Source organism: Pseudomonas idahonensis (assembly GCF_037903935.1).
Taxonomy (GTDB): Bacteria; Pseudomonadota; Gammaproteobacteria; order Pseudomonadales; family Pseudomonadaceae; genus Aquipseudomonas; species Aquipseudomonas danubii.
The window spans coordinates 2,856,254-2,870,248 of sequence record NZ_CP149586.1; the positions used below are offsets into that span (position 1 = coordinate 2,856,254).

General features: G+C 64.1%; 14 protein-coding genes. 7 read left to right on the plus strand and 7 right to left on the minus strand.

Translation table 11 applies throughout. The annotated features are described in order from the left end of the window. Positions 1 to 23 precede the first annotated feature (23 nt). Positions 24 to 1,277 carry an OprD family porin gene (locus tag WIN67_RS13070; RefSeq protein ID WP_102880089.1) on the plus strand — a complete coding sequence of 418 codons (1,254 nt, stop codon included), beginning with the start codon at positions 24 to 26 and terminating at the stop codon, positions 1,275 to 1,277. Positions 1,278 to 1,282: 5 nt separating this feature from the next. Here WIN67_RS13070 and WIN67_RS13075 read toward each other — a convergent pair whose 3' ends face one another. Continuing rightward, on the minus strand, positions 1,283 to 2,293 hold the full coding sequence (locus tag WIN67_RS13075; RefSeq protein WP_102879816.1) for a M48 family metallopeptidase: 1,011 nt from the start codon (positions 2,291 to 2,293) through the stop codon (positions 1,283 to 1,285). A gap of 27 nt (positions 2,294 to 2,320) precedes the next feature. After that, positions 2,321 to 2,920 (minus strand): LemA family protein, encoded by a 600-nt coding sequence (locus tag WIN67_RS13080; RefSeq protein WP_102879815.1) that lies wholly within the window; start codon positions 2,918 to 2,920, stop codon positions 2,321 to 2,323. 170 nt (positions 2,921 to 3,090) lie between these two features. On the opposite strand from WIN67_RS13080, the gene WIN67_RS13085 reads away from it, so the two are divergent. From WIN67_RS13085 to WIN67_RS13100, 4 genes are all read left to right on the plus strand, one after another. Then, entirely contained in the window at positions 3,091 to 3,540 is a 450-nt protein-coding gene (locus WIN67_RS13085) for a DUF4265 domain-containing protein (RefSeq protein ID WP_306400253.1), read from the plus strand. Positions 3,541 to 3,562: 22 nt separating this feature from the next. After that, positions 3,563 to 3,970, plus strand: a complete 408-nt coding sequence (locus WIN67_RS13090) for an Imm10 family immunity protein (RefSeq protein WP_102880088.1) — start codon at positions 3,563 to 3,565, stop codon at positions 3,968 to 3,970. A gap of 76 nt (positions 3,971 to 4,046) precedes the next feature. After that, complete coding sequence (locus WIN67_RS13095; RefSeq protein WP_060843293.1) at positions 4,047 to 4,385, plus strand: FKBP-type peptidyl-prolyl cis-trans isomerase; 339 nt, start codon at positions 4,047 to 4,049, stop codon at positions 4,383 to 4,385. Between the two features lie 31 nt (positions 4,386 to 4,416). Continuing rightward, the gene (locus tag WIN67_RS13100) at positions 4,417 to 4,839 is read left to right on the plus strand and encodes an NUDIX hydrolase (RefSeq protein WP_339071415.1); all 423 of its coding nucleotides are present in this window, start codon (positions 4,417 to 4,419) and stop codon (positions 4,837 to 4,839) included. Between the two features lie 15 nt (positions 4,840 to 4,854). On the opposite strand, the gene WIN67_RS13105 is transcribed toward WIN67_RS13100, so the two are convergent. Further along, positions 4,855 to 5,877: a sensor domain-containing diguanylate cyclase gene (locus tag WIN67_RS13105; RefSeq protein ID WP_110595772.1), complete on the minus strand. Its 1,023-nt coding sequence runs from the start codon at positions 5,875 to 5,877 to the stop codon at positions 4,855 to 4,857. A gap of 159 nt (positions 5,878 to 6,036) precedes the next feature. Beyond that, positions 6,037 to 6,684 carry a LysE family translocator gene (locus WIN67_RS13110; RefSeq protein ID WP_339071707.1) on the minus strand — a complete coding sequence of 216 codons (648 nt, stop codon included), beginning with the start codon at positions 6,682 to 6,684 and terminating at the stop codon, positions 6,037 to 6,039. A gap of 120 nt (positions 6,685 to 6,804) precedes the next feature. On the opposite strand from WIN67_RS13110, the gene WIN67_RS13115 reads away from it, so the two are divergent. Further along, the gene (locus WIN67_RS13115; protein WP_272754804.1) at positions 6,805 to 7,773 is read left to right on the plus strand and encodes a LysR substrate-binding domain-containing protein; all 969 of its coding nucleotides are present in this window, start codon (positions 6,805 to 6,807) and stop codon (positions 7,771 to 7,773) included. On the opposite strand, the gene WIN67_RS13120 is transcribed toward WIN67_RS13115, so the two are convergent. Next, positions 7,766 to 8,260 carry a DUF1543 domain-containing protein gene (locus tag WIN67_RS13120; protein ID WP_123393268.1) on the minus strand — a complete coding sequence of 165 codons (495 nt, stop codon included), beginning with the start codon at positions 8,258 to 8,260 and terminating at the stop codon, positions 7,766 to 7,768. The two genes, WIN67_RS13115 and WIN67_RS13120, sit on opposite strands and share 8 nt — an antisense overlap. 82 nt (positions 8,261 to 8,342) lie before the next feature. Continuing rightward, positions 8,343 to 9,476, minus strand: coding sequence for a cytochrome P450 (locus WIN67_RS13125; RefSeq protein WP_339071416.1), 1,134 nt, complete (start codon positions 9,474 to 9,476; stop codon positions 8,343 to 8,345). Between the two features lie 81 nt (positions 9,477 to 9,557). On the opposite strand from WIN67_RS13125, the gene WIN67_RS13130 reads away from it, so the two are divergent. Next, on the plus strand, positions 9,558 to 10,307 hold the full coding sequence (locus WIN67_RS13130; protein ID WP_339071417.1) for a metalloregulator ArsR/SmtB family transcription factor: 750 nt from the start codon (positions 9,558 to 9,560) through the stop codon (positions 10,305 to 10,307). 71 nt (positions 10,308 to 10,378) lie between these two features. On the opposite strand, the gene WIN67_RS13135 is transcribed toward WIN67_RS13130, so the two are convergent. Further along, on the minus strand, positions 10,379 to 13,981 hold the full coding sequence (locus WIN67_RS13135; RefSeq protein ID WP_339071418.1) for a transporter substrate-binding domain-containing protein: 3,603 nt from the start codon (positions 13,979 to 13,981) through the stop codon (positions 10,379 to 10,381). Between the last annotated feature and the right edge of the window lie 14 nt (positions 13,982 to 13,995).

Genomic DNA, 13,995 nt, shown 5'->3' on the forward strand with positions numbered 1-13,995 from the left:
ATAACAACAACGAGAAGTACGACATGAGCCATTTGCTGATTCGCGCAACGGTATTTTCCTGCTTGAGCCTGCCACCCGTGGCCGGGCTTCAGGCCGCTGATTTCAACGATGACAGCAGCCTCAAGCTGCAATTGCGCAACGTTTATTTCAACGAAAACTTCCGCGACGAACACGGCCTCAGCGCCAAGGCTGCGCGCACTGCCAAGAGCGAGCGCACGGAATGGGCTCAAGGCTTCCTGCTTGACTATCAGTCCGGATTCACCCCCGGCACCCTGGGGTTCGGGGTCGATGCCCTGGGGCTGCTGGGTGTCCGGCTCGATTCCGGCAAAGGGCGCAGTGGCACCGGGCTGCTGCCGGTGCACGACGACGGTCGCGCCGCGGGCGAATTTGCCAGTGCCGGCGCCACGGCCAAGGTGCGGCTGGCCAAGACCATCCTCAAGTACGGCACTTTGCTGCCCAAGACCCCGGTGCTGGTCTACAACGATGCCCGTCTGTTGCCGCAGACCTATCAGGGCACCCAGCTCACCAGCACGGATATCGACGGCCTGAGCTTGACCGGCGGTTATCTGCAGCGCTTCAAGCTGCGGGACTCCACCGACAGCGTGGGGCTGGTGCCCGACGGTTACAGCGGCGGCCAGTCCGGGGACTTCCGTTACGGCGGGGCCGAGTACAAGTGGAGCAAGAACCTGCGCCTGAGCTATTTCCATGGCGAGCTTGAGAACTTCTATCGGCAGGACTTTGTCGGCCTGCAACATGACCTGGCGCTGGGGCAGGGGACCTTGACCAGCGATCTGCGCTACTTCCGCAGCGCCGATTCAGGCGCGGCCTTTGACGGCAAGATCGCCAACCGCATGCTCAGCGGCCAATTGACCTACGCCATCGCCGGGCATTCCCTTGGCGGTGGTTATCAGCACCTCAGTGGCGATGCGGGTTTGCCGTATATCAGCGGCGCCACGGTCTACTCCTTCAGTAACGCCGGTATCGGCAAGTTCATCGAAGAGGGCGAGAAGACCTGGATGCTCAGCTATGGCTACAACTTCGCCAGCCTGGGTGTCCCCGGCCTGACCTTCAGCTCGCGCTACCTGAGCGGCAACGACGGCAAGTCCCGGACCCGGGTCGATGAGTGGGAGCGAGACGCCGAACTGGCGTATGTACTCCAGCAAGGCTCGCTCAAGGGGTTGGGGGTGAAGCTGCGCAATTATGTGTATCGCTCCGACTACTCCCGGGGACGCGACAGCAACCGCCTCTACATCACTTACGACATTGCCCTTTGGTAGCGCATTTACAGCGGCTTGAAGCGCCCATCCCACTGCGGGTCCAGGCGCTGGATGCGCGCGGCCAGCGGCGGGTGGGTGGCGAACAGGCGTTCCAGGCGCAGTTTCACCCCCTGGTGGAAATACAGGTGGCTGTACTGCGCAGCGGCGAAGGCGCGCAGGCGTGAACCGGCGCTGCTGCCGCCGATCTTTTTCAGGGCGCCGGCAATGCCCTGGGGGTTGCGGGTGAACTGCACCGCCGAGGCATCGGCGAGAAACTCGCGCTGGCGGCAGATGGCGGCCTTGATCATATTGCCCAGCAAGCTGCCCAGGGAGCCGAAGACCAGCAGGGCCAGGCCCAGCACGGCGAAGATGATCTGCCAGAAGAAGCGGTGGCGGTCGCTGCCCAGGTGCTGCTTTTCAGCCTGGCGCAGCACCGCGATGCCCGCCAGGCTGAACACCAGCAGGCCGTGGATCACTGCCAGTAGGCGGGTATTGAGGCGCATGTCGCCGTTGTAAATGTGGCTGAACTCATGGGCGACCATGCCCTGCAATTCGTCGCGGTCCAGATGGATGAGGGCACCGCGAGTGATTCCGAGTACCGCCTGCTGCGGGGTCAGTCCGGCGGCGAAGGCATTGATCGCGTCTTCCGGCAGTACATACACGGCCGGCAGGGTGGCGCCCGAGGCCAGGGCCATTTCCTCGACGATGTTCAGCAGGCGCTGTTCTTCGCTGCCCCGTGGCGAGTCGTTGATCAGGCGTCCACCCAGGTGCTCGGCGATCACCTTGCCGCCGGCCCGCAGGCGCCAGGTCTTGTACCAACTGCCCAGCACCACCACCACGAGCATGAGCACTGCTATGACCGCGACCACGGTCCAGTTCAGTACCTTGGGCTGGCCGTACTGCTGATTCAGCTCGCGCCACAACAGGCCCAGCCCCAGGCTGCTGAGGCTGACCAGGGTGGTCACCGCCAGGGTCATCAACAGCAGCAGTTTGAGGGTGTGGCGCCGGGCACGGGCCTGGTGTTGAAAGAACTTCATGCAAGCTTCCGGGGGCAGGCGGCGGGGTTATTGAAAGGACACTTTGCTGGCGTCTTGGATCTGCGCGCTGTCGGCGAATTGCAGCAGGGCGGCATCGGCGCGATGGCCGAACAGCCCGGCGAAAAACAGCGCCGGCACCTGCTGTTTGCACAGGTTGTAGTCGGTCACGGCGTCGTTGAAGGCCTGGCGCGCGTAGGCGACCTTGTTCTCGGTGCTGGTGAGCTCTTCGCTGAGCTGCGCCATGTTCTGCGAGGCCTTGAGTTCCGGGTAAGCCTCCAGGCTCAGGTGCAGGCGGTCGAGGACCTGGTCCAGGGCACCCTGGTCCTGGCCCAGGCGGGCGATGCGCGCGCTGTCGCCGGGTTGCGCGGCGGCGGCTTGCAGGCTGTCCCGGGCACTGTTGCGGGCCTCGGCCAGGGCGGTCAGGGTCTGGCGCTCGTGCTGCAGGTAGCCTTTGACGGTCTCCAGCAGGTTGGGAATCAGGTCGTAGCGGCGCTTGAGTTGCACTTCGATCTGGGCGAAGGCATTGCGCAGGCGATTGCGCCGGGTCGTCAGACGGTTGTAGAGACTGACCAGGTACAGCGCCAGAGCGGCGAGCAGCACCAGGGCGACGATATCGGCGGTGGCCATGGGATGTCCTTATCGGGGTGGGGCGTGAGGGCGGCCATGTTAACGGAAACGTCCCGGGCAGTGACAGACCTTTGCCACACTGCCATTCAAGGATTGCCACGGGCCGGCAATTCTGCGAAAAAGCGCTCGGCGCGCGTCGGCCTCAAGGCCGGGCGGGCGTTTTTTATTCAATGAACCAGGGACAGGTGATGGACAAGATCATGCTCAGGTTGACGGTGGTCGACGACTATCCACCGGTCGCCAGCGAAGGGGTCTGGGCGCAACAGCAGCCTGACGGTCTGTACCGAGTCGCCAATATTCCCTTCTATTCCCCGGATGTCTGTTACGAGGACGACGTCGCAGTCCAGGTGCAGGACGATGGCTTGAAGTGGTTCAAGCAGATCGAACGCAGCAGTGGCAACAGCACGCTGCGCCTGGTGTTTTTTGAAACCGGCCGGGCCCGGACGTCCGAGGTGCTGGAACGGATCAATGCCCTGGGCTGCCGTTGGGAGGGCATGAGCAAGGCCTTCTACGCAATCAATGTGCCGGCCTCGGTGCTGCTGGACAGCGTGCTGGACTACCTGCAGGCATGCTTTGAACAGGGTTGGCTGGACTATGAGTCCGGGTTGTTGCGCCAGTGAGCGTTAAAAGGAGCAGATGCTGATGAGCCTGAAGTTTCATGCAACCACCTACAGTGCCTGCACTGAGGACGAGGTCCGGATACTGGGCTTTGCCGACGATGGGCAACAGCCAGGGCATTACCTGCTGCTACAGCGTGCCGAATGCGTTGACGAGCAGGATCGGCAACTGGGCATGGACACCTACTATGTAGAACTGGGCGGGCAGGACGTGGCCGGCTACGGTGGTATCGAGCGCCTGCAATTGGCGCCGGGGCATTTGACCCTGCACTTTTCCAGCACCCTGGACTGGTGCCGTGCCTTGCCCAACCTTGAAGTCAGCTGGGATGCCGGGCTGGCCAGCGTTGAGGAGGTCGAGGCGGCGTTCGGCGAGATGTTTCTGGGCACCGACACAGCGGTCCAGGTCCAGCACGGGGCGGCTGCAGCGCAGTGATTGCCAAGCAGCGGCAATTCTGCGAAAAAGCGCGCCGCGGTCCCGTGTCGGGGCAATGTTTGAACGGGAGTGAAGCATGAGTGACCAATTGCAGGTGATCGATATCCAGCTGGGCGACGGCAAGGCGGTGGTCAAGGGCGCTTTGATCACCACCCAGTACCGGGGCTTTCTGGAGGACGGCAGCAGCTTCGATTCCTCCTACGATCGCGGCAAGCCGTTCCAGTGCGTGATCGGCACCGGGCGGGTGATCAAGGGCTGGGACCAGGGCCTGATGGGCATGCAAGTGGGCGGCAAGCGCAAACTGCTGGTGCCGGCGCACCTGGGCTACGGCGAGCGCAGCATGGGGGCGATCCCGCCCAACTCGAACCTGATCTTCGAGATCGAGTTGCTGGAAGTGCTGACCCGTGACGATTGAGGTGCAGGCGCGAACTGCACAAGCGAGGTCGATGCCCGCCAACAAGGCTTGCCCGGTAGTGCTGCGCCACACCACTGAACTTGAGGTCTTGGCCTTTCGCCACCCGCTGGCCGGTCTGCAACTGGTCAAGGGCACGGTGGAGGCGGGAGAGTCGACGGGAGCTGCGGCGGTCCGCGAGCTGGCGGAAGAGGCTGGCGTCCAGGCCGAGGAAAGCCGCTTTCTCGGGCTTTGGCACTCGGGGTTTTCTGGCCAGGTGTGGGCCTTCCATGAGTGCCGGGTGCGGGTGCCACTGCCCGAGAGCTGGACCCATTTCACTGCGGATGATGGCGGCCATCAGTTCGAGTTTTTCTGGCATCCCCTGGCCAGCCCGCCGTCGGCCCAATGGCATCCGCTGTTTCAAGCGGCCCTGGGCTTGCTGCAGGAGCGCTTGCTGGGCGCGGGCCGCGACGCCTAGGCAAGGCTGGCGGTATTACTGCCCCAGGCGGTACTGGTTGTTGCCGCTGCGTTTGGCCTCGTACATCGCCAGGTCGGCGACGTGCAGCAACTGGTCCATGCGCCCGGCATGGTCGGGAAACACCGCCACGCCCAGGCTGCTGCCGATGCTGTGGCGATGGCTGTCCACCTCCACCGGAGGCGACAGTTCATTGAAGATCTTTTCGCCGATGCGCCGGGCTTCTTCCTCCAGGTCGAGCCCCGGGGACAGCCCCTCCAGAATCACCACGAATTCGTCGCCGCCGATCCGCGCCACGGTGTCGCTGGTGCGCAGGATGCCTTGCAGGCGCCGGGCCGTGGCGCTCAGGACCCGGTCGCCGGCAGCGTGGCCGTACTGGTCGTTGATCGCCTTGAAACCGTTGAGGTCGACGAACACCAGGGCCACCCGGGTCTGATTGTGACGCGCCTGCTCCAGGGCCCGGGACAGGCGCTGTTCCAGCATCAGGCGATTGGGCAGGCCGGTCAGCGGATCGAAATGCGCCAATTGCTGCAACTGGCTGGTGGAGACTTTCTCATCGGTAATGTCCCGTACCACCCCCATCATCTTGATGGTGGTGTCGTGCACGTTCTTCACCACGTTGCCGGTTTCCCGCAGCCAGTGGATGCTGCCGTCGGGCCACACCACGCGGTATTCCTCATCGTGGTTCTCGCCGGTTTCCAGGCAGCGCAACTCACCGGCGCGGACCCGTTCGCGATCGTCCGGATGCACGCAGGAGCAGAAGAGTTCGTAGGAGGGCACCACTTCGCCGACCTTGAAGCCGAACATGCCGTAGATGGCTTCCGACCAGTACAGCCGCTGGGTGTCCACTTCCCAGTCCCAGGTGCCGATGCGTGCGAAGTACTGGCTGCGCTTGAAGCGCTCGGCATCGTCGGGCACGCCTTCGGCGAGTTTGCGATAGACGCGCAACTGGGCCTGGGCGCGGCGTTCGCGGCGCAACAGCCACAACGCCAGCAGGGCCAGCAACAGGGACAGACACAGCAGGGGCCAGACAGCAATCATCGGATTCTGGACAGCATGGAAGAGGGTGGTCCTGAGGGGTGGATAGCACTTGGCTATGTTAATTCATGGCGTGCTTCCCACAGGAGATTTTTATCGGCTGGCGAGCGGTTTTTCCACAATGTCGCCACGGGCTACGAATGCCCGGGGCACAGTCACGCGTCACCGCTGGGCGCCGGCATTGCTCAGTTCCAGCACGGCGTAGCCCAGGCCCAGCAGAGCCACCAGTAACAGCGCCAGGCTGGAAATGCCGGTCACCAGGCGTTTGTACTTCAGCGAGAAACCCTGACGCGCCACCAGGATGTAAGCCCCCAGCACGGCAAAATCCACCAGCACCCAGACCAGCGTCAGCAGCAGCGCACTGTGTTGCAAGGAGCGGGTGACCTGGATGAACTGGGGGAAGAAGGAGGCAAAGAACACGATGTCCTTGGGGTTGCCGATCCCCACCAGGAAACCGCTGGCCAGGCCCTGGCGGCCCTGGCGGCCCTGGTCAGCGCGTGGCGCTGCCGCCACGGGTGCTGGGCCAAACACCTCCCGCAGTCCTTGCACGCCCAGCCAGCCGATGAAGCAACAGCCCAGCAGACTGACCCAGCCGATCAGGCGCGGGTCCAGCGCCAGGCCGGTGGTCAGCATCAGCACCGCCAGCAGCGCCAGCAGCAGTGAGGCGGCGTTGCTGCCCAGGGCGGTCAACACGGCCTGGCGCGGCCCGGCATTGATGCTGGTGTTGACGATCAGGGCCACCACGGGCCCCGGGGTGGCCACCAGCATCAGTACGCTGAGTGCATAGGCCAACAATAGCGACAGGTTCAGGTCCACGAATAACGCCTTTCAAGTCATGTGCAAGGCCGCAGCTTGGCGGCTTTGAGCTGCATTGAAAAACGCAAAAAGCTATGACCTACTATGAGTTTTAATCATTGTTGGTGCCTGTCGATGGTCGAATCCCTGCCGCCGCTCTACGCGTTGCGGGCCTTTGAAGTGGCCGCCCGTTCCAGCTCCTTTACCCGGGCCGCCGAGGAACTGTCCCTGACCCAAAGCGCCATCAGCCGGCATATCCGTACCCTGGAAAGTCAGTTCGGCTGTCGCCTGTTCGAGCGCCACGGCCCCAGGCTGGTGCTTACCGAAGCCGGACAGCGCCTGGCCCGGGAGCTCAAGGTGGGCTTTCGGATCATCGAGGATGCCTGCCTGCCGCTGCGGGCCAACACCGGCCAGTTGCGCCTCAAGGCGCCTTCGACCCTGACCATGCGCTGGCTGCTGCGGGTTCTGGAGGCTCTCAAGGGGCAACAGCCGGCGCTGGCGGTGCAACTGGCCAGTGTCTGGATGGACTTCGACCATGTGGATTTTTACGCCGAGCCCTACGACTGCGCGATTCTCCTGGGCAACGGACACTTTGGCGCCGGGATCGAGGCCTGCAAGCTGTTCGATGAGTGGCTGATTCCCATCGGCCCACCCGAGCCCGCGGACGGACCGCCCTGGTCCCTGGAGCGGCTCAAGGACGCCGAGCTGATCCATCCTTCGGCGGACCGTCGCGACTGGCGCCGCTGGCTGCAGGCACAAGCACCGCAGGACCGGGCGTTGCTGGAGCAGGTGCGGCTGGAGCGGGGCAATGTCTTCGACACCCTGGACCAGGCGATCTGCGCTGCCATGGCCGGGCACGGCCTGTCGATCGGCGACCTGCATCTGGTGGCGCAGGACATTCGTCTGGGGCGGATCAGCCTGCCGTTCCCCAGCGCGGTGGCCTCAGGGGACGGCTATTACCTGGTGTGGCTGCGCGACAGTCCACGCCAGGAGCACATCGCCCGGTTGCGGGCGTTTCTATTGAGCCAGGTGCTGGATATCAGCGATCTCGAACTGGACTATCGGGTGCCGGGGGCGGTCACTGGCCGTCTTGAACTCAGTTGAGGAGGATGTAGTCGTTGCGCTGCACGATGCCCCGGTGCGGGCCGGGCACCAGGTGCACATAACGGCCCTCCAGCAGGTCGATCGGCAGGCAGTCGTCCACGTCCAGCAAGGCATCGGTGTGGGATTTGTGCCAGTGGGCCAGCATCTGCCGTTTGCCTTTGGCCTTGGCTTCGGCCTTGTCCCGGGCCACCACCAGCAGGTAGCTGTGGGCCTCGCCAAAGGCCGCCGCTTCGTAACCGCCCAGGTTCAGGAAGTACAGGCGTGGTGCACCCGGCTGCGGTGCCAGGGGGCTGAGTTCGACCTTGCAGTCCTCGACCCCGTCGACCTGCATCCAGGCGTCGATGTGCAAGCCCGCCTGGCTGCCGAACCAGCCTTCGCGCAGTTGCGGGTAGGCGGCTTCGAGACGCTCGGCGACCACGAACTGGACATCGTGGACTTCAATTTTCGCTCTGGGGTGTTTTCCCCCCAGCATCACCACAAACAGCATTGTTGTTCCTTTTCCAGGATCGGTTTTGGCAGTGGGGCACCTTTTACCTCAAGCGCGCGGAGACTGCCAAGGCGCTTGCCGGTTATCCGGCGGCATCGGTGAACAGCGGCAGGCGGCCGTTGACCGAAGGCAGGTAATTCCAGTCTAGCGTCAGGGTGCTCAGCCCCGGCGAGCGCAGCAGCTGCTGCAGCAAACTTTGGACGATATTCAGCGCCAGGCCCTGGCCGGGACAGCGGTGCGTGCCGCTGCCAAAACTGAACCCCTGGTATGCCGGATCGCAGCCGGTGACCGCGGCCAGGGCCGGGTCGTGGTTGGCCGCCGCCAACAGCACCAGCACCGTCTCGCCGGCTTGCAGGTCCACGCCCAGCAGGGTGCAAGCCGTGGCGACGAACCGCCGGGTGTTCTGCACCGGCGGGTCCAGGCGCTGGCGTTGGAGCAGCCAGGCACTGAGCCGGTCCGGGTCCTGGGACAGGCGCTGGCACAGTGACGGCTCCGCCAGCAGGGCGATCAGGCTGTTGCCGATCAGCCCGGCGCAGGCGTCGTGGGTTTGTGCCAGCAGGCCCAGCAGGTTGGCCTGCAGATCCTCTGGGGCAAGGCCCTGGCTGCGCTCGAGGATCGCCCTCAGGAACGGGCTGTGTTGCGGCGCATCGAGCAATGCCTGCATCTGTTGGATCAAGTACTGCGCCGCTGAGTCGGCGGCCTGCAACTGTTCTGCGTTGCTCAAGGGGGAGAGGCAGGCAACGAATTCGCCGGTGCGTCGGGCCAGGTCTTCGCGCCGCTCGGCGGCTATTCCCAGCAGTCCTGCCAGCAGTGCCACCGGCAGGCGCCACTGCCAGCGTTGCAGATCGTTGGCGCCTTGGGGGGCGCTCAGGGCAGGGCGCCACTGTGCCAGCCAGGGCTGCAGGTCGATGGCGCCCAGCTGCTGCAGCGGCGCCGCCATGGCTGCACGGGGACAGCCGTGGCGCAGGCCATCGTTCATCCGCATCAAGCGCGCAAACACGTCCCCGGCAGGCCGCCCGGCGATGGCCCGGGGCACCGGCTCCTGGGGCGGTCGGACACGGCAGGCGGGGTGGTTCAGCACCGCCGCCACCGCGGCGGCGCTGCTGGCGACCCATAGGCCCAGCGCTGAATCGTAGGTCAGGCCTCCCCGGGCACGCAGGCGGGCGTAATAGAAATCGTAGGGGGCAAAGTGGGTGGCAGCGCTGATCGGGTCCATGATTTGTCTCTTTGTTGGGCAGATATCCAGGTTGCTACTATCCTCATCTTTTCGAAGACACGATTCGTCATGGAGCGAAATATGAATGTAGTGCAGAACGACCTGGGGGTATCCAACGTGGCGGCGGCCATCGCCGAGCCGGCCCGTACCCGGATGCTTTGTGCGCTGATGGATGGCCACGCCCGTACCAGCACCGAGCTGGCGGCGATTGCCGAGGTCAGCACTTCCACCGCCAGCGCCCACCTGGCCAAGCTCAGGGACGCCGGCCTGCTGCGGGTGCAGGTCCAGGGGCGGCACCGTTACTACGGCCTCGGCGATCCGCTGGTGGCCCAGGCCCTGGAGGCCCTGATGGTGATCGGCCAGGGCAGTACCTTCACCCCGCGTACCCCGGACCGCCTGCAATTTGCCCGCACTTGCTACGACCACCTGGCGGGCACCCTGGGGGTGCAGTTGCACGACCGGATGCTGGAAGCCGGCTGGTTGCTGATGGGAGAGGAGGGCGAGGACTACCGGGTCAGTGACAGTGGTGTCGAGTTCTTCCGCGGCCTGGGCATCGACGTGGTCGAGCTGAGCAGGCTGCGCCGAAGCCTGGCTTGTCCGTGCCTGGACTGGAGCATGCGCAGCCCGCACCTGGCGGGCGCCTTGGGGGCGGCGCTGCTGCGGGTGCTGTTGCAGCGCAAATGGCTGAGGCAGGATGTGGACAGCCGAGCCCTGACCCTGACCGGCACCGGCGGGCGCTACATCAGCAAGTACTTCGGTATCGCCTTGATTCAGCCATCCAAGCCGCTGTCGGCATCGGCCAGTCTGGAGCTGCAAAGCCTGGGGGCCTGAACCCCGGTGGCTGGGCGGTAAGGGGCTCTGGTGCGGTGCCCGAGTGTGCGATCAGCTGATGCCAGGGCTGCTCAATCGGGCACCACGGACTCCAGCAAGTCACGATCCAGCCCCACCATGGCCTGCTCCAATCGCGTCAATGCCGTCTTGATCTGGCCGGCATTCGCGCCTTCGCGGCAGGCCTTCTCCAGGTATTCGCATTCATCGATCAGGGCCTGGGCATTGATGATCCGCGCCGCGCCGCGGATACGGTGAGCCAGGTCGGTCACGCCTTTATTGTCGGGGTTGGCCAGCAACCCGCGGATCTGCTTCAAGTCCTGCTGGTTGCTCTGGTGCAAGCCCTTGAGCACCCGCTGAATGGAGGCTGGGTTGCCGCCGGTGAGGTGGTCCAGTTGCTGGATGTCGAAGCGCTCACTGTTGGCCTTGAGTTGCAAGCGGGGCAGGGCGGGCAGTTCTCGCAGACGGCGGTCCAGTTCCGGCAGGGCAATGGGCTTGAAGATGCATCCATTCATGCCGGCGTCCCGGCAACGCTGTTCCTCTTCGGGTTGGACGTTGGCGGTAAAGCCGAAGATCTGCACCGGTGGCCGGCCCTGGATCTGTTCGGCAACGCGGATTTGTCGGGTCAGCTCATAGCCGTTCAGCACCGGCATGTTGCAGTCGGTGATCACCACGTCGAAGGTTTCCCGCTGCCAGACCTTGTAGGCTTCGGCGCCGTTCTGCGCCTGGCTCAATGAATAGTCCAGGAAGCGCAGTTGCTCGCACAGCAGTTGGCGATTGGCCTGGCTGTCGTCCACCACCAGGATATGCAGCGGTGCCCTGGCTGCGACCGACGGGGTGGCTTGCGTTACAGCAGGCGGGGCATCGGGCAGTGGGTCGAGGCGATTCAACTGCACCTGCACCCGGGCCAGGGTGCCGACGCCCGGCTGGCTCTCCAGACGCAGTTGGCCGCCCATCATTTCGCAGAGCGTGCGGCAGATCACCAGCCCCAGTCCGGTGCCCGAGCGGGCGTTCTGATGTTGCCCTGGCACCTGGCTGAAGGGCTGGAACAGCCGTTGCTGGTCGTCGGGATCGATGCCGATCCCGGTGTCCTTGACGGTCATCAGCAGGGGCAAAAGTTGCGCATCGTCACCCTCGGCCTGCAAACGGATCTGCACCCCGCCGTGTTCGGTGAACTTGATCGCATTGCTCAGCAGATTCGACAGCACCTGCTTGAAGCGCAATGGGTCCACCAGCACGTCGCCATTGACGCTGCTGTCCAGATCCAGCTCCAGGCGCAGGCCCTTTTGCCGGGCCAGGCCATCGAAGACCCGGAACACCGACTCCACCAGATCCCGCAGGTTGGCTCGTTCGGGGCTCAGGCTCAGGCGTCCGCTTTCGATCCGGGCGATGTCCAGGATGTCGCCGATCAACTCCAGCAGGCCCTGGGCCGAGCTGTAGGCCACCTCGATCGAGCTGCGGTCGAGCTGGCCCTGGTCGGCACGCTTGAGGGCCAGTTCCAGCATGCCGATGACCGCGCTCATGGGGGTACGGATCTCATGGCTCATGGTGGCCAGGAAGGTGGTCTTGGCGCGGTTGGCCTTGTCGGCGTCATTCTTGGCCTGGGTCAGCTCGTCCAGCAGTTGCTGGCGCTCACTGATGTCCAGCCAGCCGCCGATGATGCCGAGGATTTCGCCCTGGGCATTTCGATAGGGCAGCATCCAGTGGTAGATCTGCGTGCGCTGCCCGCGGATATGGACGGTGCGGTCGATCAGCAGCGGCGGGCCACCGTCGAGGATGCTTTGGAAATCTTTAGCGAACAGACTGGCTTCGGGCACCGCCAACTGTTCGAGGTTGCTGCCCAGCACGCTCTCGCGATTGGTGCCCATGGTCTTGAGATAGCTGTCATTGCAGATCACCAGGCGCCGCTCGAGGTCGCGCACGTAGATCGGATTCGGCGTGCCGTTGATCAGCGCGTCCATGAAGCGCATTTGATCGTTGAGCGCATGCTCGGCCCGTTCGCGCTGGCTGACCTGGCGGCGCATGGCATAGCCCCAGGCCAGGGCGATCAGCAGCAACAGCACGGAGACGGCACCCGCCAGGTAGAGGGTGGTGCGGTAGTCGCGCCAGGAAGGGGGGACGACAGCGGCCTTGGAGCGCCAACGATTATTGAGCTCGGTAATGGCGTCGGGAGAAATGCTGCGCAAGGACTTGTCGATGATGCTGAACAGCTCCAGTTGGTCCCTGCGCACGCCAAAGGATTCGTTCAGCAACGGCAGGTTCAGGGCTGATCGGACCTTGAGCTGGTCTTGCTTGATGCGCGGCAAGTTGAAACTGACGGCGATTTCCGCTTGCACCGCAGCATCGCCCTTGTGATCGCGCAGCAGGGCCAGGGCTTCGAAGTTGGTTTGTACTTCTTTGATCCGGATCTGTGGATAGCGCTGGCGCAGCAGCGGCACCAGGGCATGGCCGCTGCCGATCAGCAGGGTCTTGCCGGCCATTTCTTCCAGGGTTTTCGGCGCATCGGGAGCGTCGCGAGTGATCAACATGTAGGGCCCGACCAGATAGGGGCGGGTGAATTGCAAGTAGCCTTCGCGCTCGGGGTTGCGGGCTCGATCGGCCACCATCTGCACCCGGCCCTCGCGTACGGCGTTGTTGAGGTCCGTGAAGCTGGGCATGGCATCGATCTCGAAACTCAGCCCGGTCTTGGTCTCCAGCATGGCCAGCAGGTCGGAGGTAATCCCCAGGTAATTGCCCTCGGCGTCGAAGTAGGACATCGGTGGCAGATAGCGGTGAATGCCGATGCGCACCACGGGGTTGTTTTCGATCCAGCGTTGTTCGTCGGCCGTGAGATCGGTTTTTTCCATGCTCAGCAGCAGGCGGTCGCCCCAGCGATTGCGGATGCTGATGTCCTGTTCCTTGTGGATCGCTTGCAGTGCACTGTCGATCAGGCGTTGCAACTGCTGGTTGTCCGGGTTCACGGCGAAGGCGAAACCCGGGATGCTCGCGGGGCCGCTATAGATGATCCGCAGGTAGTCGCTGTAGTTGCGCGAGATCAGGAACTGCGCCGAGACCGCATCGCTGAGCAGCACATCGGCATCACCGAAGGCCACGGCGGCCATGGCGGCATCCGTGTTGTCGTAGCCTTCGATCTGTGCCTTGGGGTACATGGCCTGGGCAACGGGCAGGCTGATGGTGTCCAGGGAAATGGCCAGGCGGCGTCCCTGCAAGCCGTTTTTCAGCGATGGAGAGTCCCCGAGTCGGGCCACCAGCGTCGGGCGATTGACCAGGTAGCGTTGGCTGCGCAGGAGCTGACGTTGTTGGGCATCGACCGGTGTCACGCTGCCCATGAAGTCGATCTCACCCTTGGCCAGGGCCTTGAAGACCTGTTCGCGGTTGTCATAGGCGCGGACGCTGATCTTCACCCTCAGAGCGTCTGCCAGCAGGCCGATGTAGTCTGCGGTGATGCCTTCGTATTCCCTGGACTCGTTGACCATCTCCAGCGGTGGCAGGTTCTGCTGCGAGGTGCCCAGCACCAGTTCGCGCTTGTTGCGCAGCCATTGCCAATCATCGTTGGTCAAGGGCAATTCATGGTGGTGGGGTGATTCATAGTTGAGCAGTTGCAAGGGAGTTGCGGTGTCTCCCAAGGCGGGAAAGCATGCCAGCCATATCAGCGTTGGCAGGAGGAAGCGGGGCATCGGGGCTCCTGATC